The sequence below is a fragment of the Kitasatospora sp. NBC_01560 genome, assembly GCF_045208415.1.
GTDB lineage: Bacteria > Actinomycetota > Actinomycetes > Streptomycetales > Streptomycetaceae > Kitasatospora.
On the sequence record NZ_CP109364.1, the window covers coordinates 759,037 to 777,600 of the forward strand.

The window sequence follows — 18,564 nt, forward strand, 5'->3', positions numbered from 1 at the left end:
CGGATCGTTCGGCGGGCGGGGCCGGACGGGGTTCAGCCCCGGAGCCGGAGCCGGTCGGAGGTGTCCTCGCTGGGCTGGACGACGACGAAGCCCGCGCCGGTGAAGCCCAGCTGCATCGCCTCCCCGCTGCCCCGGCCGATCAGCGAGCCCACCTTGAGCGTGCGCCTGGTCCTGATCTCCAGTCCGGTCGTCCAGGCGACCAGCGCGTCCGGGTCGACGTACGTCTCCGCCTCGGCGCAGTCCAGCACCACCGGGACGCCGCGCGAGGTGACCGACACCCAGCCGCTGCCGCTGACCGTCACGTTGTACAGCCCGGTGCCGGCCAGCAGGGCCGGCCCCTTCACCTTCTCCACGGTGCAGCCCAGCGAGGCGTCCAGCGCCAGCAGGTGCGAGCCGTTGACGGAGAGCGACTCGTCGTCCAGCTGGAGGTTGAGCACGTCCGCGCCGAAGTCGGCGAGGTAGAGCGTGCCGTCACCGAACCAGCGCAGCAGCGGGGTGCGCTCCCCCGACGCCCACTCGCCGAGCGTCCGCCGGAGGGTCTGCGAGACCGGCTCGTACTGGAGGAAGCCGTCGTAGGCGACCATCGCGCCCGACTTGGCGAGCACGTCCTGCCCGCCCGTCACCGCGACCTTGCACATCGCGCCGCCGTGATGGCTCATCCGGGCGGTGGCCGGCGAGGCCGTGTACCCCTCCAGGTAGGTACCCGAGAGCAGTTGCCGTTCCATTTCCGTCCTCCTCGACCGGGCTCCGCGCCCGCTGACCGGGGCTCCCCCCGCCGCCCGCTCAGACCTCGAACGGCTGGACCACGATGAAGTTGCCCGGCCCGCCCCGGAACTGCAGGCTGTACGCCTCCGCGGCGTGCCCCGCGTAGGCCGAGCGCCGGATCCGCACCGGGGCGGTGGTGATCACCTGCGAGCCGCGCGACCAGGCGACCAGCGCGTGGACATCGGCATACGTCTCCGGCGCGGGGGTGACGGGCAGCACCACCGGGATGCCGTTGGTCTTCACCACGACCGTGCCGTGGCCGCTGAACTGGAGCGTGTAGAAGCCCCCGTTCGGCAGCCCCTCGCCCTCGATCCGGCGCACCTCGTGCTCCAGGTGGGCGTCGAAGGCCAGCACCCGGTCGGAGCTGACGCAGATCGCGTCGCCCTCCAGCCGCACCATGTGCAGGTGGCTCGCCTCGTCGGCCAGGAACACCTGGCCCTCGCCGGTGACCCGCATCAGCTTGAGCGTCTGCCCGGTGAGGTTGCCGGTCAGCTTGCGCAGCATGCCGGAGCTCTCGTGGGCGAAGTCGGCCCGGCCCTGGTAGGCGACCATGCTGCCGTGCAGGGCGAGGACCTCCTGCCCCTTCGTCAGGGTGTAGCGCACCAGGTGGTCGTTCTGCTGGACCCAGCCGGACTGCTCGGGGACCTCGGCGTACTTGACCAGGCTCACCCGCACGCCGGGCGGGGCGGGCGGTGCGGGCGGTGCGGCGTACGGCGGCGGCTGAACGGCGGGCACCTGCACGGTCGGCTCCGACGTGGCCGGCGCGGGTACGGTCGGTACCTGCACGGTGGCCGCGGGCGGCGTCGGTGCGGGCGCCGGCGGGACGGGTGCGGGCGGGAGGACGGGTGCGGGCGGTGCCTGGGGCGCGGGGGTCTCGTCCTCGATCGCCTCGCCGCCGAAGTTCTCCAGCAGCGCCCGCAGGCCGCCGTCGAAGCCCTGGCCGACCGGCGTGAACCGCCACTCGCCGTTGCGCCGGTAGACGTCCGCCAGCATCACGGCGCGCTCGGTGCTGAACTCGGCACCCGTGAAGGAGTACCGGCCGACCTCGGCGCCGTCCGCGACCAGCCGGACGTACCCGGAGGCCACCTGCGACATCAGGCCGTCCCCGTCGATGGTCGCGGTCAGGCTCAGCCGGTGGATGGCCGGCGGGACGTCCGCCAGGACGACCCGGAACGCCTCGGTGTCGCCGGACTGCGCGCCCAGCAGACGGATCGAGCCCTCCGGACTGGCCGGCTGGTTGAAGAAGACGAAGTAGCGGTCGTCACTGAGCCGCTCGTCGGCGTCCAGGCCGAAGCAGCTGATGTCGAACGCCAGCCCCGGCGCGGTCAGGTGCACCCCGAGGTAGAGCTCGGTACCCGGTGTCAGATCGGCGATGCGCACACGCGAGGCCTTGACGAGTTCCCTGGTCATAGCGCCGAACCGGCCCTCCCCCATGCGTCAGCGGGCTTAGTTCAGCCGACCCTACCCCACCCCCGTTCGGACGAACCAGGAGCGTGCACGGTTCGTTGACCAGGGCGTTCCGGCCCGGCCGGCACCGGCGCTCACTCGAAGCCCAGCGGCCCGATGCCCAGGTCCTCCCGCATCAGGCCGCGCATCCGGGCCATCGCCTTCCGGCGCTGGGCGATCATCGACGCGTCCTCCGGGGAGCCGACGGCCACCCCGCGGGCGTAGGCGTCGCGCAGCCGGCGCAGGCTCAGGAACGCCTCGTTGCCGGCCGACACCACCTGGGTCGGCCCGACCAGCCAGAGACGCTCGCTCGCCGGGTACAGGCCGACACTGCGGAAGGCCTCCCGGACCGCCGCGTCGCGCGCCGCGTCGGAACGGTGGTCGCCGAGGGCGACGGCCCTGATCTCCTCGCCCGCCTCCTTCAGCGCGGTGACGAACTCGGTGTACACCTCGCGGCGCACGTTCAGCGCGTGGCGGGTCTCCTCCCGGCGCCAGCGGTTGCGGTCGGCGACCAGGGTGGCGGCGATGCCGATTCCGGCGCCGGCGAGGGTGGAGAGCAGGGGCATCCAGTCCATGGGCGGCAGCCTGGCCACTTCGGCGTGGGCGCACCAGTGGTTTTTCGGCTCTCCTTCCCCCCGCGCCCCGCCGCCCCCGCCGGTGCCGTCCCCCGCGCACCCCCACCCCCGTCGGCAGTGCTCAGGCCGGCGGCGGCAGCAGCCCGGTCCGGACGACCTCGGCGTACCAGCGGGCGCTGTCCTTGGGCGTCCGGCGCTGCGAGGCGAAGTCGACGTGCACGATGCCGAACCGCTTGCCGTAGCCGTACGCCCACTCGAAGTTGTCGAGCAGGGACCAGAGGAAGTAGCCCCGCACGGGCACGCCGGCGGCGATGGCGCGGTGGACGGCGGCGAGGTGGGCGTGCAGGTAGGCGATCCGCTCGGGGTCGTGGACGGCGCCCGTCGGGTCGCTGTAGTCGTCGTAGGCGGCGCCGTTCTCGGTGACCAGCAGGGGAAGCCCGGGCAGTTCGTCGCGCAGCCGGGTGAGCAGCTCGTACAGGCCGTCGGCGTCCACCGGCCAGCCCATCGCGGTGCGTTCGCCGTCGGCGGGCAGGAACCGGATGCCGCGGTCGGCGGGCCAGGGCGACCGCTCGCCGCCGTGGCCGTCGCGGCGCGGGGCCGGGTCGGCCGGGTCGTCGGCGGCGACCACCGTCGGGGTGTAGTAGTTGAGGCCGAGCGAGTCCAGTGGCCGGGAGATCTCGGCGAGGTCGCCGTCCCGGACGAAGGACCAGTCGGTGACCTCCGCGGTGTCGGCGAGGACGTCGGCCGGGTAGCGGCCGTGGAACACCGGGTCGAGGAAGATCCGGTTGGCCAGCCCGTCGATCCGCCGGGCCGCCTCCCGGTCGGCGGGCGCCCCGGTGAGCGGGCGGACGGCGGCGAGGTTGAGGGTGAGCGAGACCTGCGCGGTGCCGGGGAGCGCGGCGCGCAGGGCGCCGACGGCGAGGCCGTGGGCGAGCAGCAGGTGGTGGTGGGCGGCGAGCGCGGCGGCCGGATCGGTGCGGCCGGGGGCGTGGACGCCGCTGCCGTAGCCGAGGAAGGCGCTGCACCAGGGCTCGTTGAGGGTGGTCCAGGTGGCGATCCGGTCGCCGAGGCGGTCGGCGGCCAGGGCGGCGTACTCGGCGAAGCGGTGGGCGGTGTCCCGGGCCGTCCAGCCGCCCGCGTCCTCCAACTCCTGGGGGAGGTCCCAGTGGTAGAGCGTGGCGACCGGGGCGATGCCGTGGCCGAGCAGCTCGTCCACGAGCCGGTCGTAGAAGTCCAGGCCGGCCTTGTTGGCGGGCCCGCTGCCGCCCGGCCGGACGCGCGGCCAGGCGAGCGAGAACCGGTAGGCGGGCAGGCCGAGTCCGGCCATCAGCGCGACGTCCGCGGGGTAGCGGTGGTAGTGGTCGGTGGCGATGTCGCCGGTGTCGCCGTTGCGGACCTTCCCCGGGGTGCGGCTGAAGGTGTCCCAGACGGACGGGGTGCGGCCGTCCTCGGCGGCCGCGCCCTCGATCTGGTAGGCGGCGGTGGCCGCACCCCAGACGAAGTCGGCGGGGAACGCGAGGGGCGCGGATTGGTCGGTCATGTCGCCTTCCGGGGTCGGTGGTTCGGGGTCATCCCTTGACGGCGCCCTGCATGATGCCGCCGACGATCTGGCGGCCGAGCAGGCCGAACACCAGCAGGACGGGGAGCGTGCCGATCAGGGTGCCGGCCATCACGATCGACTGGTCGGGTACGTACCCCTGGCCGAGGGACTTCAACGCGACCTGCACGGTGGGGTTCTGCGAGCTGAGGGCGACGACCGGCCAGAAGAAGTCGTTCCAGGTGGCCATGAAGGTCAGCATGCCCAGCACCGCCATCCCCGGCCGGGCGGCCGGCAGCACGATCGAGCGGAAGATCCGCAGCAGCGAGGCGCCGTCGACGCGGCCGGCCTCGATCAGTTCGTCCGGCAGCGCCTGGACGAGGTACTGCCGCATGAAGAACACCCCGAAGGCGGAGACCAGCCCGGGGAGGATCACCGAGGGCAGGGTGCTCTGCAGGTCGAGCCGGACGATCAGCATGAACAGCGGGATCACCCCGAGCTGCGGCGGGATCATCATGGTGGCGACGGTCAGCGCCAGCAGCAGTCCGCGGCCGCGGAACCGCAGCTTGGCGAAGGCGAAGCCGGCCAGCGTCGAGGAGAGCACCACGCCGACGGTGACGGTGCCCGCGACGATCAGCGAGTTGAGCAGCGCCCGGCCGATCTCGGCCTGCTGGAGGGCCTCGCCGATGTTGTGCAGCAGGTTCGGCCCGGGCGTCAGCGCCGGTGTGGCGGAGCTGAGTTCGGCGTTGGAGCGGCTGGCGGCCACCAGCGTCCAGTAGAACGGGAAGGCGGCGACCACGGTGGCGCCGAGCAGGATCGCGTAGGCGAGCGGGCCGCCGGTCAGCGGGGAGCGCAGGGTCGGTCGCATGCGGGTCACCGGTCCGTACGGTTGCGGCGGGCGGCGATCGCCGCGTTCAGCAGGGCGAGAAGGACGATCAGCAGGAACATCACCCAGGCCACGGCGGCCGCCCGGCCCAGGTGGAAGAAGCTCCAGCCCTGCTCGTACAGGTAGAGGCCGAGGGTCTGGTACTGGTGCGAGATCCCGCCGCCGGCGTTGCCCTCGTAGAGCAGAGGCTCGCCGAACAGCTGAGTGGCGCCGATGGTGGAGACCACGACGGTGAAGACGATCGTCGGGCGCAGCCCCGGGACGGTGACGTGCCGGAACTGCTGCCACTTGGAGGCGCCGTCCACCGCCGCCGACTCGTACAGCTCGCCCGGGATCGCCTGCATGCCGGCCAGGTAGATCAGCGCGTTGTAGCCGGTCCACCGCCAGGTGACGATCGCCGAGACGCCGAACTGGGAGGCCCAGGTGTCGGCCTGCCAGTCGACCGGGTCGAGGCCGAGCTGGCGCAGCGCCCAGTTGATCAGGCCGTAGTCGCGGCCGAAGAGCTGGGCGAAGACCAGGGTCGCGGCGGCCACCGAGGTCGCGTACGGCAGCAGCATCGCGACCCGGAAGAAGGTGCGGCCGCGCAGGCGGTAGTTGAGCAGGTGCGCCAGGCCGAGGGCCATCAGCAGCTGCGGGACGGTGGAGAGCACGCCGATGGTGAAGGTGTTGCGCAGCGCGTTCCAGAAGAACGGGTCGGCCAGCAGGCGGGTGTAGTTCTGCAGGCCCAGCCAGTCCATCCGGTCGGTGCTCTGCAGCTCGACCCGGTGCAGCGAGACGTAGGCGGTGTAGAGCAGCGGGAACAGGCCGAAGGCCGCGAAGAGCACGAAGAACGGGGCGACGAAGCCGTAGGGGGCGAGCCGGCCGGCGCGGCGGACGCGGGTGCGGGCGGGGCCCGCCGCGGGGAGCCGGGCGGAGGAGGTGAGTGTCATGACGGGTGCCGTCCGGGGCCGGGTCAGTTGCCGTTGGCCTTGCGGATGTTGTCCGTCGCGTGCTTCCACGCGGCGTCGGGTGCGGTGCCCGTCCGCTCGACCTCGCCGAGCGCGTCGGTGAAGGCCTTGCCGATCACGCCGTCGTCCACGCCGAGCACCTGGGCCGGCATGGCGGCCGCCGACTCGCTGAAGATCCGGCCGATCGGCGCGTTGTTGAAGTACGGGTCCGCGACGTCCTTGATCGCGGCCTGCGCGCCGGTGGAGGACGGGAACGAGCCCTGCTTGGTGAACAGGGTCTGCTGCTGCTCCTTGGCGGTCAGCCACTTGATCAGCTCGGCGGCCTCCTTCGGGTGCTTGGCGGTCTTCGGCACGGTCAGGTAGGAACCGCCCCAGTTGCCCGTCCGGCCGGGGCCGGGTGCGACGTCCCAGGTGCCCGAACCGGCCTCCCCCGCCTGGCCCTTGATGAAGCCGAGCATCCAGGCCGGGCAGCTGAGGGTGGCGAACTTGCCGGTGCTGAAGGCCTTGTTCCACTCCGGGGTCCACTGCGGCAGCTTGGCCGAGAGGCCGTCCGCGACCAGCCGGGTGGCGTCGCCCCAGGCGGTCTTCACGGCCTGGCTGCTGTCGAAGACCGGCTTGCCGCTCTCGTCGGCGTAGCGCACCTTCTGCTGGCCGACCTCCGCGGTGAACAGACCGGCCGCGCTGTCCGTCCAGACGTTGCCGGGGGTGGCCTTGGCGACGTACTCCTTGCCGAGGTCGAGGTAGCCCTGCCAGGTCGACCAGCGGGCGGCCAGTTCGGTGCGGTCGGTGGGCAGGCCGGCGGCCTTGAGCAGATCGGTGCGGAAGCAGATCGCCTCCGGGCCGATGTCGGTGCCGGCACCGAGGATCCGGCCGTCCGCGCTCTTCACGGCGGCGCCCTTCCACGGCACCAGCTCGTCGTTGACGGCGCCGAGGCCGAGGGTCTTGAGGTCGGTGAACTTGTCCGCCTGCTTCTGCAGCACGCTCGCCACCCGGCCGACCTCCAGGCCCTGGACGTCCGCGAGGCCGCCGCCGCCGGCGAGCTTGGTCTGCAGGGCCTGCCAGTACTGGCCCTCGTCCTGGGTGTCGGTCTGCTTGACGGTGATGTTCGGGTGGAGCTTCATGTACTCCTCGTACAGCCCGCTCTCCTTGAAGCCGAAGGTGCCGAAGAGGTCGACGGTGACGGTGACCTTGCCGCCGGCGGCGTCGGCCGACCCGGTGGAGCCGGCGCAGGCGGTGAGCAGGAGGGTGGCGGCGAGGGCGGTGCTGCCGAGGACAGCGGCGGAGCGGCGCATGAGGTCTCCCTGGCGGGGCGGGTGGGCTTCGTGGCGGGGCAGCGGTGCGACAGCTGGCGAGAGCGCTTTCTGAGAGCGCTCTCAGCGCGTTGAAAGGAGAGTGCCGCGCGCCGACGAGTCGGTCAAGAGGTCGAAACCTGAACGTAATCTCGCAGATATCGGAGATCCGGCGTTCAGGGAATGAAAGCGCTGCTCAGGGCAGGGGTGCGCACCGGAGCCGTTCGGGGGCCGCCCGGAACCACCCGTGGGGCCGGCACGCCGGGCCGGGACACGCAGACAGCACACGGGGCCCTGCGGGAGCGGCAGCGCGGGAGGCGGCGCGGGAGCAGCAGCGCGGGAGCAGCAGCGCGGAGGCGGCGCGCAGGCATCCGGGGGCCCGGAGTCGCGGGTGCTGCCCGGAGCCGCGGGCACTGCCCGGTCGCGGGTACTGCCCGGTCGCGGGTACTGCCCGGGAGGGCGCTCAGGCCGAGGCGCGCCGGACCAGGCGGGTCGGGGTGATCACCGAGGTCGGGCCGCCCGCGCGCAGCCCCGGTACCGAAGCGACGGCGGACGTGCCGGAGAGCGCCACGGCGGGTGCGGCGGGAGCGGCGAGCCGGCGCAGCAGCAGGCGCGCCATCAGCCGGCCCATCTCCTCGATGTCCTGGCGCACCGTGGTCAGCGGCGGCTCGGTCCAGGCCGCGATCGACTCGACGTCGTCGAAGCCGACCACGGCGACGTCCTCCGGCACCCGGCGCCCCGCGTCGCGCAGCACCCGCAGCGCTCCCGAGGCCATCGCGTCGGAGGCGGCGAAGACGGCGTCCAGGTCGGGCCGGCGGGCGAGCAGTTCGGCCATCGCCCGGCCGCCGCCGTCCGTGGTGAAGTCGGCCTCGGCGACCAGCGACGGATCGCCGTCGGGCAGCACGTCGCGGTAGCCGTCCAGGCGGTCGAGGGCGGAGGTCTGGTCGAGCGGGCCGGTGATGGTCGCGATGGCGCGCCGCCCGAGCGAGCGCAGGTGGCCGACGGCGAGCCGGGCGCCACCGCGGTTGTCGCTGTCCACGTAGACCAGGTCGCGGTCGGACTCGGCCCCCGGCCAGCCGGGCCGGCCGCCCACCACGAAGGGCAGGCCGGAGCGGCGGGCCATCCCGGGCAGCGGGTCCGGCTGGTGCAGCGAGAACAGCAGCGCACCGTCCACGTGCCCGCCCGCAAGGTAGCGGCCGACCCGTTCGTAGTCGTGCTGGTCCTCGACCATCATCAGGACCATCTGGTTGTCGGCGGCGGAGAGTTCGCGGCCGATACCGCGGAGCTGCTGGGCGAAGAACGGGTCGGAGAACAGCCGGCTGCCGGGCTCGGCCACCACCACCGCGACGGCCTGGTTCCGCCGGGTGACCAGGGTGCGGGCGGCCAGGTTGGGGACGTAGCCGAGCTCCTCGACCGCCTTCTCGACCTTCTCGCGCAGCGCCTGACGGACCCCGGCGCCGCCGTTCACCACCCGCGAGGCCGTGGCCCGGGAGACCCCGGCCCGCTCGGCGACCGACTCCAGCGTCGGACGCGACCCGGCCGGGTCGGCCTCGACCGTGGGACGCGGCGACTGCTCCGGCACCGTGGGCTCCTCTCGCGCGGACGCTTCGTCCTCAGAGCCTAGCGGGTCGGCGGGCTTCTGAGAGCGCTCCCACCGGATGATCGCCGCGCGACTGCCGCACCGGCCGCCACAGCCGCTGCCGCGGCGACGAGTGCGGCGACGGGTGCCGCCCGGCCGTGGCGGCGGCGGGCGGTGAGCGCCTGCCGCCGCCCGGCCCCCGCGTCAGGTGGTGCTGAAGGTGAACCAGTTGACGTTCACGAAGTCGGCCGGCTGGCCGCTGGTGAAGGTCAGGTAGACATCGTGCCTGCCGGTCACGCCACTGATGTTGGCCGGCACGGTCGTCCAGCTCTGCCAGCCGCCGGTGTTGGCGACGGCGAACGAGCCGACCGGGGCACTGGTCCGGCTGTCCAGCCGCACCTCGACCAGGCCGCTGACGCCGCCGCCCGCGCCCGAGGCCACCCTCGCCCTGAACTGGCGGGCCGCGGTAGTGCCGAAGTCCACGCCCGGGTAGAGCGCCCAGTCCCCGTTCGCCAGGGCGGCGAGGTCCTGGCCGCCGCCGCTGTCGGCGGTCGCCTCCAGCGCCGTCCCCGACTGCGCGCCGTAGGCCTCGGCCTGGATGGTGCCGTACGCGCTGCCGGTCCCGCCGGACGGGGTCGTCGTCGGGGGCTGCGTGGTCGGGGGCGTGGTCGGGGGCGTGGTGGTCGGGGGCGGAGTGGTCGGGGGTGTGGTGCCGCCGCCGGAGCTGTAGACCGCGACGTAGTCGACCAGCATCGGGACGCCCGACGCGGTGCCCGCCGTGGGGGTCGGATACCCGGCGACCGGGTCGGGGAAGGCCCCGCCCATCGCGACGTTGAGCAGGATGAAGTGCCCGTGCGCGGTGGCGGCGTTCCAGCTCGCGGCGTCCATCTGCGCCGAGGTGACGGCGTGGTACTGCACCCCGTCGACGTACCAGCGCAGTTGCTGCGGGCTGACGGTGCGGTCCCACTCCAGCGCGTAGGTGTGGAAGTTGCCCTGGCAGGCGGAGCCCGGGCAGGCGTGCACCGCGCCGAGGCCGGTGGTCTCGTTGCACGGACCGCCGGGGTTGCCGCCGCAGTGCAGGGTGCCCCAGACCTGGTTGACGCCGTTGACGTTCTCCATCAGGTCGAACTCGCCGATGGTCGGCCAGTTCCAGTAGTTCCCGCGGTACGGCGCGCCCAGCGTCCAGAAGGCCGGCCAGTAGCCGGCGGCGGCCGGGCCGGTCACGTTCGGCATCTGGATCCGCGACTCGATCCGGAGCTTGCCGCCGGCCGGCGGCTCGAAGTCGCTGCGCCTGGTCTCGATCCGGCCCGAGGTCCAGTGGCCGGCGGCGTCCCGGATCGGGGTGATCCGCAGGTTCCCGGCGCCGTCCTGGCGGAGGTTGGCGGTCTCCGAGGTGTAGGTCTGGACTTCGCCGGTGCCCCAGTTGGCGGCGCCGCCGGGGTAGCTGGTGCCGGTGTCGACGATCCAGTCGGCGCCGGACGGGAGGGTGTCGGCGGCGCCGCCGAAGTCGTCGCTCCAGACGGTGGTCCACCCGGCCGGTGCGGGCGGCACCGCGGCGGTGGCGGTGGAGCCGAGCAGCGCGGCACAGAGCGCGGCGGCCGCGCCGGCCGCGGTCAGGACGGTGGCCGGCGCCCGGCGCGGGCGCCGTCGGCGGGTGGCGGTGGCTCTGGGCACGGTGTTCGCGGACACGGTGGTGCACCTCCGGGGGTGGACGGACACGGCATGACCGCGGAGCGACGTCTGAGAGCGCTCTCAACAGTCGCCACACTGTCCCGCCCCGATGGGCTCCGGTCAAGAGATGAAGCAACTGACTTCGTTCCGGGAGTCACGAGTTCATCTCTTGAAGCAATCGCTCGACGCCGCGGTGCTGGCGCAGTTTCTGGACATGTGTCTATGATTGCTGGACAACAGTCCAGAAGGGAGCCCGTCATGGGCATCGTCGCGAACACACTCGTGGGCCTGGTCGCCGCCCTGCACGGGTACTTCCTGGTGCTGGAGATGTTCCTCTGGGAGCGGGCACCCGGGCGGAAGCTCTCCGGCTTCGACGCCCCGATGGCGAAGGCCACCGCCGCGCTCGCCGCCAACCAGGGCCTCTACAACGGCTTCCTCGCCGCCGGCCTGGTCTGGGGGCTGATCGCGGACGACCCCACCGGCTTCCGCGTCCAGGTCTTCTTCCTGTCCTGCGTGGTGGTGGCCGGTCTCTACGGCGCGGCCACCGCCAACCGTCGCATCCTGTTCGCGCAGGCCCTGCCCGGTGCCCTCGCGCTCGCCGCCGTGCTGGCCGCCCGGTGAGCGACGCACGGGCCGACCGCACCCGGGCCAAGCTCCGCGCGGCCCTGCTGGCCGAGTGCGCCGAACGCCCGCTGGCCGCGGTCAGCGTGGCCGCCGTGGTCCGCCGGGCAGCCGTCGGACGCGCCACCTTCTACCTCCACTACGAGGACCTCCAGGCCCTCGCGGTGGACGCCTGCGCCGAGGTCGCCCGCAATGGCGTCGACGCCCTGCACGCCTGGCGCGGCACCCCGGATCCGGCGGCACCGCCGCCCGCCCTGGCCGCGTTCCTCACCGAGGTGCACCGGCACGCGGCCGTCCACCGCTCCCTGCTGCTGCCCGGCGGCGGCGGACCACTCGGCGAAGTCCTCCACCGCGAGCTGCGCGAACGCAGCCGCACCGAACGGGCCCTGGCCGGCGCGCCGCACCCCGACCTCGTGGCCACCGCCGTCGCCGCGACCTTCACCGCCCTGCTCGCGGACTGGCTGCACGCGCTGCTGCCGGCCACGCCCGAGGAACTCGCCGGACACAGCTGGCGGCTGCTCATCTCCCTGCACCGCACACCGTTCGGCTGAGCCGACCGGCCCCGGAGCGGGTCAGCTCCCCTCGCCCGGCCCCTCGCCCCGGACGGCGCCGTGACAAATCCCAGGTCAACGTACGGATGATCACCCATCCCCCGATTCTGCCGGGCTCCGCTCCCGGTCCCCAGGGCGGGGGCGCCCGGGCCGGGCCGGCAGCACCGTCCCGACCGGAGGCGCCGCCCCGAACACCGGCCCCGCCCCCTGCCCCCGCCCCCTGCCCCGCCCTCTGCCCCTGCCCCTGCCCCTGCCCCTGCCCCTGCCCCGAGCCTCAGTCCTCCAAGCCGGTGCCTGCCTTGATGCGGTCCCAGAGGGAGGGATCCTTCTTCTTCGGGTAGGTGAACCGCCCGACAGCCCGGTCCCACCAGCCCACGCCGGGTGGAGCGACGGTGTACTTGACCGTGACGACGACCTTCCCGGTGTACCCCGGCAGGAGAGCGACGAGCTGTCCGACGCCGGCATCACCGATGTCGATGCAGCCGGAGGAGCCCGGCATGACACCGCCGTGGAGGTAGAACCCGCTCCGGGCCCGGGTACTGCCGCAGCCCTTGGGCCCGGCAACGATCGACACGGGCTTCAGCGGCACCCGGCCCGCTCCCCAGTCGCCGCCGTGCAGGGCCGCGCCGAAGGGGTCGGTGTAGTTGCCTCCGGGCAGCATCTTCAGCTGCTCCGGCCGCGAGAAGGTCGCCAACTGCGTCGCCTCGAACTGGAACGTCCCCTCCGGGATGGGGCCGTTGTCCGCGATGCCGACGTAGCGCGGATTGTTCAGGTAGCTGTCGCCCGGATCGCCGTGGCAGGCGGCCGCGTCACCGGGGCGGACGGTGTACGGGCGGCCGGACTGCGCCCCGGCCTGCATCAGCTGCCGGCCGTCACCGAAGACGGTGAACGTCGCGCCGTCGAAATGGCCGGTGATCTTCTTGTAGGGGGGCTTGGCCTTCGCCGGGTGGCGGAACGCGGTGCCCAGGACTTCGCGCTGGACACCCGCGGCCGGCACCGGTCGGCGCAGGTGCGCGCGCATCGCGCCGTGGACAATGTCCGCCGTGCTTCGGGCCTGGTGCTCGGCCGGCTCGGATTCGGGGCCTGCGATGCGGGCCCGCGCCGGGCCGGCACGCTCCGGCAGGGCCTCCTGCTGGACGACGTGCGTCAACTCGTGGGCCAGCAGGCGCCGGCCGGCCCGCGACTCGGGCGCGAAGAGCCGGTGGCCGAAGACGATGTGCCGCCCGAACGTGTAGGCGCGGGCATCCACGGCCAGGGCCGACTGCGCCGCCTGCTGGTCGGTGTGGATCCGCACGTCGCCGAACGAGCGGCCGAAGTACGTCTCCATCCGGGCCTGCGTCCGGTCGTCGAGCGGGCGCCCGGGTGCCGCCAGCACCTGGGCGACGATCGGGGGTGCGGTCTCCGGGACCGTCCGGCCGCCGTTCGGGGCCCGCTGGATCGCCCGGGACCGTACCGGTACCCCGCTGAAGTCGACGCCGGTGGCGGACGGCACCGGCGCACGGACGGACCTCTCCACCGGGGTGATCGCCGCCGGCCCGCCACCGATGGGGCGGTTCCGTGCTGCGGCGGGAACGGCGGTCGGGGGCGGAGACCCCCGTCGCCCGGGTACGTGCTCCATGGTCATGGCCGCCCACCACCTCCACGTCGAGTCTGCGCCCGCCGCCACGGGGCCGCGACCGCGCGGGCCGGACCGGCCGTTGGGTGCACCGGCCACGGCCCGCCGCCCGCGTTCGGCGGCCGGTCGTGGCCGGGCCCGGTCAGGCGGAACCGTTCCCGGGGTCCGTTCCGGGCGCGAGCAGGACGGCGGCCTGCTCACGCATCTCGATCTTGCGGACCTTGCCGGTGACGGTCATCGGGAAGTCGTCGACCAGGTGGACGTAGCGCGGGATCTTGTAGTGGGCGATCCGGCCGGTGCAGAACGCGCGCAGGGTGTCGGCGGTCAGCGCGGGAGCGCCGGGGCGCAGCCGGATCCAGGCCATCAGCTCCTCGCCGTACTTGGCGTCGGGAACGCCGATGACCTGGGCGTCCAGCACGTCGGGGTGGGTGTGGAGGAACTCCTCGATCTCGCGCGGGTAGATGTTCTCGCCGCCGCGGATGACCATGTCCTTGATCCGGCCGGTGATGGTGAGGTAGTCCTCCTCGTCCATCTCGGCGAGGTCGCCGGTGTGCATCCAGCCGTCGGCGTCGATCACCTCGGCCGTCCGGTCGGGCTGGTCCCAGTAGCCGAGCATGACGGAGTAGCCGCGGGTGCAGAGTTCGCCGGGGGTGCCGCGCGGGACGGTGTCGCCGGTGTCCGGGTCGACCACCTTGACCTCCAGGTGCGGGCCGGCCCGGCCGACGGTGGAGACGCGGCGTTCGAGCGGGTCGTCGACGCGGGTCTGGGTGGAGACCGGGGAGGTCTCGGTCATCCCGTAGCAGATCGACACGTCGCGCATGCCCATCCGTTCGACGACCTCCTTCATCACCTCGGTCGGGCACGGGGAGCCCGCCATGATGCCGGTGCGCAGGGTGGCGAGGTCGTGCTCGTCGAAGGCCGGGTCGTTGAGCTCGGCGATGAACATGGTGGGGACGCCGTAGAGCGAGGTGCAGCGTTCGGCGGCGACGGCGCGCAGGGTGGCGGCGGGGTCGAACGCGGGGGCGGGGATGACCACGCAGGCGCCGTGCGAGAGCGCGGCCAGATTTCCCATCACCATGCCGAAACAGTGGTAGAAGGGCACCGGGACGCAGATCCGGTCGCGCTCGGTGTAGCCGCAGAGCTCGCCGACGAAGTAGCCGTTGTTGAGGATGTTGCGATGCGAGAGCGTCGCACCCTTGGGGAAGCCGGTGGTGCCGGAGGTGTACTGGATGTTGATCGGGTCGTCCGGGGCGAGCCCGGCGCCGGCCGCCTCCAGGGCGGCCGGGGCGGCGGGTGCGGCGGCCGACAGGTCGTGCCAGGCGGTGGAGCCGATCAGCAGGACGTCGCGGAGGTCCGGGCAGCGCGGGGCAGCCTCGGCGAGCATCGCCGCGTAGTCGGAGGTCTTGAACGAGGGGGCCGCGACCATCGTGCGGATGCCCGACTGCCGCAGGACGTATTCGAGTTCGTGGGTGCGGTAGCCGGGATTGACGGCCACCAGGACGGCGCCGATCCGGGCGGTGGCGTACTGCACGAACACCCACTCCGCGCAGTTCGGGGCCCAGATGCCGACCCGGTCGCCGGCCCCGACGCCGAGCGCCAGCAGCGCGGCGGCCACCCGGTCCACCTCGGTGGAGAGTTCGCAGTACGTCCAGCGGCGGCCGGCCGGAACGTCGACCAGGGCCTCCCGGTCGGGGAAGGCACGGACGGCGCGGTCCAGGGCCGCGCCGATCGTCCCGTCCAGCAGGGGTACGGCCGAGCTGCCGGTGCTGATGCTGGGAGAGGGTGCTGGCATGCGTGAACTCCTCGGCTGGTCCGGACAGCTGGCGCCCGAGTCTATGCAGGGCCGCGCCTGACGTCATTCACCTGAGCGGACTGGAACGATGGCGCGACGCAGCCCCGGTGGTGGCGCCCGTCGCGCACGACCCGGGCGCCACCACCGCAGCCCACGGGCCGTCGAGCCGTCATCGCCGAGCCCTGATCCCGGAGGAGTATCCATGGCAGGTCAGTTCGAGACCTCCGTCGACGTCGACCGACCGATCGCGGAGGTCTTCGCCTTCCTCGCGGACGGCCGGAACGACCCGGCGTTCAGCCCGCGCGTCCTGACGATCGACAAGGCGCCGGACGGGCCGACCGCCGTCGGCACCGTCTTCACCAGCACGGTCAAGGACGCCGGGATGAAGACCGGGCGGCGGATCCGGATCACGGAGCTCGACGCCCCGACCCGGCTCCGCTGGACGGAGGTGTCCAAGAACCTGGTGACCTCCGCCTCCGGGGGCTACGACCTCACCGAGCTGTCGCCGGCCCGCACCCGGGTGCGGATCTTCAACGAGTTGGAGGGCCACGGGCTCGGCAAGCTGCTGGTGGGTCTCGCCCTGAGCGCCGCCCGCAAGGACGCACCCGCGTTCGGCAGCCGGATCAAGGCGGCCGTCGAGGCCTCCTGACGGCGGGCGGGCGGCGGGAGGGCGGCGGGAGGGCCGCAGGCGGACGGCGGGCGGGCGGGGGGCCGCCCGCCCGGGGCCCCCGGAGGGGAAAGCCGCAGGCCAGGTGCCCCTTCAGGCAGAAAAGGGGCAGATCGGGGGAACAGAAACGATCAAGCGTGTACATTCGGGGCTGACTGATGATCAGTCGGCGGGGGCGTCGCAGTGCAGCTGGGCAGCACGTCCACCGCCCTGGACCCGCACCCGAGACAGGACACCCATGTCGAACCCGCAGCCCGCCGTCAGCCGGCGCACCCTCGTCGGGGCGATCGGCGCCACGGCCGCCGCGCTCGCCGTCGCCCCCGCCACGTCGGCCGCGGCCGCCGCTCCCACTCCCGCTCCGTCCCCCGCCGGGGCCGCCGGCTCCGCCGGCCGGGGCCCGCGGACGGTCAGCGTCCCCGCCACCCGGGCGCAGTCGGCGGCGGGCGCGGAGGCCACGACCGTGCGGCCCGGGTTCCCGATCCGGTACGTCGGGGTCAGCTGGGACGGTCCCGCCCGGGGTGCGGCGATCCGGCTGCACCGCGACGGCGGCGCCCCCGGCGCGTGGCAGCCGCTGCCCGCCGGCTGCGCGGGCGGCCCCGACGAGCCGGCGCAGACGGCCCGCAGCGCCGCTGCCACCGCCACCACCACGGCCACCGCGCTGATCGCCGCCGGCGGCGCCCCGGGCTACGACCTGCGCCTGCCCGACGGCGCCGGCAACGTCCGTACCGCGGCCATCGACACCGTGCACGGTCCGGTCCGCAGCGTCGCGCTCGCGCCGACCGCTCCGGTCAGCTTCTGCGGCGTCGAGTACCTCTCGCGGGCCGCCTGGGGCGCCGACGAGACCAAGCGGTTCAAGAACGGCGTGGAGAACTCGCCGGCCAAGTACTACCCGCTCCAGACGCTGACGGTCCACCACACGGACACCCCGAACGCCGACCCCGACCCGGCGGCCACCGTCCGGGCGATCTACGAGTACCACGCCATCACCAACGACTGGGGCGACATCGGCTACCACTTCCTGATCGACGAGGCCGGCCGGATCTACGAGGGCCGCTGGTCCGGTGACGACGGCATCCCGGCGCACGACGCGTCCGGCAACGTCGTGACCGCCTTCCACACCGCGGGCTTCAACTCCGGCAACCTCGGGATCGCCCTGCTCGGCACCCTCAGCAACCAGGCGCCCACCGCACCGGCCCGCCGCGCGCTCACCGGCCTGCTCTCCGTACTGGCCCGCACGCACCAGCTGGACCCGCAGGCGCACACCACCTTCGTCAACCCGGTCAACGGCGTGACCAAGCCGGTCGACATGATCAGCGGCCACCGTGACTGGCTGGCCACCGACTGCCCCGGCGGCACGATATACGCGGACCTGCCCGTGCTCCGCGCCGACGTGGCCGCACTGGGCGGCGGCACCGCGCACTGACCCCCGCGTCCTGCGGCGGCGCCTGCTCCTGACCAGCGTCCTGCGGCGGCTCCGGGCCGGAGCCGCCGCAGGACGGCAGCGGGACGGCAGCGGGCGCCGGCGAGCGGCAGCAGGGCCGCGGCCGGCCGGTGACGCGAGCACCGCGCGGCCTCCCGGTCCGCGCGGCCGCGGGACTACGCTGGCCGCATGCCTGTGCTTCCGGGACCGGACACCCCGGCCACTGCGGCCGCCTCGGCGCGCCCTCGGCCCGCCGACCCGCTCGACGGCGTCCGGCAGCTGCTGGAGGACCGCGGCGTCGTCGTGCTGACCGGCGCCGGCCTCTCCACCGAGTCCGGCATCCCCGACTACCGGGGCGCCACCGGCCGGCAGCGCCGCCACACGCCGATGACCTACCAGGAGTTCGCCGGGAGCGAGGCGGCCCGCCGCCGGTACTGGGCCCGCAGTCACACCGGGTGGCGGACGATCGCGCGGGCCCGGCCGAACGACGGGCACCGGGCGGTCGAACGGCTGCGCCGGGCCGGCCTGGTCTCGGCGGTGATCACCCAGAACGTCGACGGGCTGCACCGCGCGGCCGGCACCCTGGACGCCGTCGAGCTGCACGGTGGACTCGACCGGGTGCTCTGCCTCGGCTGCGGGCGCCGCAGCACCCGCCAGGAGCTGGACCACCGCCTGCGCGACCTCAACGGCGCGCCCGAGGACGCGGGCACACGGGTCAATCCGGACGGAGACGTGGAGCTGCCGGAGGCCCTGGTCGCGTCCTTCCGGGTCGCGCCCTGCACCCTCTGCGGGGGGATCCTCAAACCGGACGTGGTCTTCTTCGGCGAGAACGTGCCCAAGGACCGCGTCGAGCACTGCTTCGAGCTGGTCGACGCGGCGCGCTCCCTGCTCGTCCTCGGCTCCTCGCTCGCCGTCCTGTCCGGCCTGCGCTTCGTGCGGCACGCCGCCCGCGCCGGCAAGCCCGTCGCCATCGTCAACCAGGGCGCCACCCGCGGCGACGCGTACGCGGAGCTGAGGCTCTCCCGGCCGCTCGGCACGACGCTCGCCGCCCTGGCCGAGCAGCTCGACGGCGCTCCGACCGACTCCTGACCCCCGCCACCTCTGCCCGGAGCTGCCAGGACCGGACCGGGTGCCCGGGTGGTGACCACGACCGGCGCGGATTCAGTATCCTCGATCACTGTTGGCTCCTGGTGTTTTCGGTTC

16 protein-coding genes are annotated in these 18,564 nt (G+C 73.7%); 5 read left to right on the top strand and 11 right to left on the bottom strand.

What is annotated here, in order from left to right; translation table 11 throughout:
- Nucleotides 1–32 precede the first annotated feature (32 nt).
- The 9 genes from OH807_RS03305 to OH807_RS03345 form a co-directional block, all read right to left on the bottom strand.
- Nucleotides 33–725: an AIM24 family protein gene (locus OH807_RS03305; protein WP_406193679.1), complete on the bottom strand. Its 693-nt coding sequence runs from the start codon at nucleotides 723–725 to the stop codon at nucleotides 33–35.
- A gap of 58 nt (nucleotides 726–783) precedes the next feature.
- Nucleotides 784–2,175: a TerD family protein gene (locus OH807_RS03310; RefSeq protein WP_406193681.1), complete on the bottom strand. Its 1,392-nt coding sequence runs from the start codon at nucleotides 2,173–2,175 to the stop codon at nucleotides 784–786.
- Between the two features lie 131 nt (nucleotides 2,176–2,306).
- Entirely contained in the window at nucleotides 2,307–2,786 is a 480-nt protein-coding gene (locus tag OH807_RS03315) for a hypothetical protein (RefSeq protein WP_406193683.1), read from the bottom strand.
- Nucleotides 2,787–2,907: 121 nt separating this feature from the next.
- A complete protein-coding gene (locus tag OH807_RS03320; RefSeq protein WP_406193685.1) occupies nucleotides 2,908–4,326 on the bottom strand; it encodes a GH1 family beta-glucosidase in 1,419 nt (472 codons plus the stop codon).
- 28 nt (nucleotides 4,327–4,354) lie between these two features.
- Nucleotides 4,355–5,191, bottom strand: a complete 837-nt coding sequence (locus tag OH807_RS03325) for a carbohydrate ABC transporter permease (protein ID WP_406193687.1) — start codon at nucleotides 5,189–5,191, stop codon at nucleotides 4,355–4,357.
- 5 nt (nucleotides 5,192–5,196) lie between these two features.
- Nucleotides 5,197–6,138, bottom strand: coding sequence for a carbohydrate ABC transporter permease (locus tag OH807_RS03330; protein ID WP_406193689.1), 942 nt, complete (start codon nucleotides 6,136–6,138; stop codon nucleotides 5,197–5,199).
- 23 nt (nucleotides 6,139–6,161) lie between these two features.
- Nucleotides 6,162–7,448, bottom strand: coding sequence for an extracellular solute-binding protein (locus OH807_RS03335; protein ID WP_406193691.1), 1,287 nt, complete (start codon nucleotides 7,446–7,448; stop codon nucleotides 6,162–6,164).
- A 460-nt stretch (nucleotides 7,449–7,908) separates the two neighbouring features.
- On the bottom strand, nucleotides 7,909–9,027 hold the full coding sequence (locus OH807_RS03340) for a LacI family DNA-binding transcriptional regulator (protein ID WP_406193693.1): 1,119 nt from the start codon (nucleotides 9,025–9,027) through the stop codon (nucleotides 7,909–7,911).
- A 201-nt stretch (nucleotides 9,028–9,228) separates the two neighbouring features.
- Complete coding sequence (locus OH807_RS03345; protein ID WP_406193695.1) at nucleotides 9,229–10,713, bottom strand: glycoside hydrolase family 16 protein; 1,485 nt, start codon at nucleotides 10,711–10,713, stop codon at nucleotides 9,229–9,231.
- 240 nt (nucleotides 10,714–10,953) lie between these two features.
- Here OH807_RS03345 and OH807_RS03350 point away from each other — a divergent pair, with 240 nt between their 5' ends.
- Together OH807_RS03350 and OH807_RS03355 are read left to right on the top strand one after the other, a co-directional pair.
- Nucleotides 10,954–11,316, top strand: coding sequence for a DUF1304 domain-containing protein (locus tag OH807_RS03350; protein WP_406193697.1), 363 nt, complete (start codon nucleotides 10,954–10,956; stop codon nucleotides 11,314–11,316).
- Nucleotides 11,313–11,867 (top strand): TetR family transcriptional regulator, encoded by a 555-nt coding sequence (locus tag OH807_RS03355; RefSeq protein ID WP_406193699.1) that lies wholly within the window; start codon nucleotides 11,313–11,315, stop codon nucleotides 11,865–11,867. The genes OH807_RS03350 and OH807_RS03355 overlap by 4 nt, the downstream gene beginning before the upstream one ends.
- A 274-nt stretch (nucleotides 11,868–12,141) precedes the next feature.
- Here the strand turns inward: OH807_RS03355 and OH807_RS03360 are convergent, their stop codons facing one another.
- Nucleotides 12,142–13,383 carry a DUF4157 domain-containing protein gene (locus tag OH807_RS03360; RefSeq protein WP_406193701.1) on the bottom strand — a complete coding sequence of 414 codons (1,242 nt, stop codon included), beginning with the start codon at nucleotides 13,381–13,383 and terminating at the stop codon, nucleotides 12,142–12,144.
- A 241-nt stretch (nucleotides 13,384–13,624) separates the two neighbouring features.
- Entirely contained in the window at nucleotides 13,625–15,274 is a 1,650-nt protein-coding gene (locus tag OH807_RS03365; RefSeq protein ID WP_406193703.1) for an AMP-binding protein, read from the bottom strand.
- 202 nt (nucleotides 15,275–15,476) lie between these two features.
- Here OH807_RS03365 and OH807_RS03370 point away from each other — a divergent pair, with 202 nt between their 5' ends.
- From OH807_RS03370 to OH807_RS03380, 3 genes are all read left to right on the top strand, one after another.
- On the top strand, nucleotides 15,477–15,923 hold the full coding sequence (locus OH807_RS03370) for an SRPBCC family protein (protein ID WP_406193705.1): 447 nt from the start codon (nucleotides 15,477–15,479) through the stop codon (nucleotides 15,921–15,923).
- Between the two features lie 256 nt (nucleotides 15,924–16,179).
- Complete coding sequence (locus OH807_RS03375) at nucleotides 16,180–17,364, top strand: peptidoglycan recognition family protein (protein ID WP_406193707.1); 1,185 nt, start codon at nucleotides 16,180–16,182, stop codon at nucleotides 17,362–17,364.
- 186 nt (nucleotides 17,365–17,550) lie between these two features.
- The gene (locus tag OH807_RS03380) at nucleotides 17,551–18,450 is read left to right on the top strand and encodes an NAD-dependent protein deacetylase (protein WP_406193709.1); all 900 of its coding nucleotides are present in this window, start codon (nucleotides 17,551–17,553) and stop codon (nucleotides 18,448–18,450) included.
- Nucleotides 18,451–18,564 lie beyond the last annotated feature (114 nt).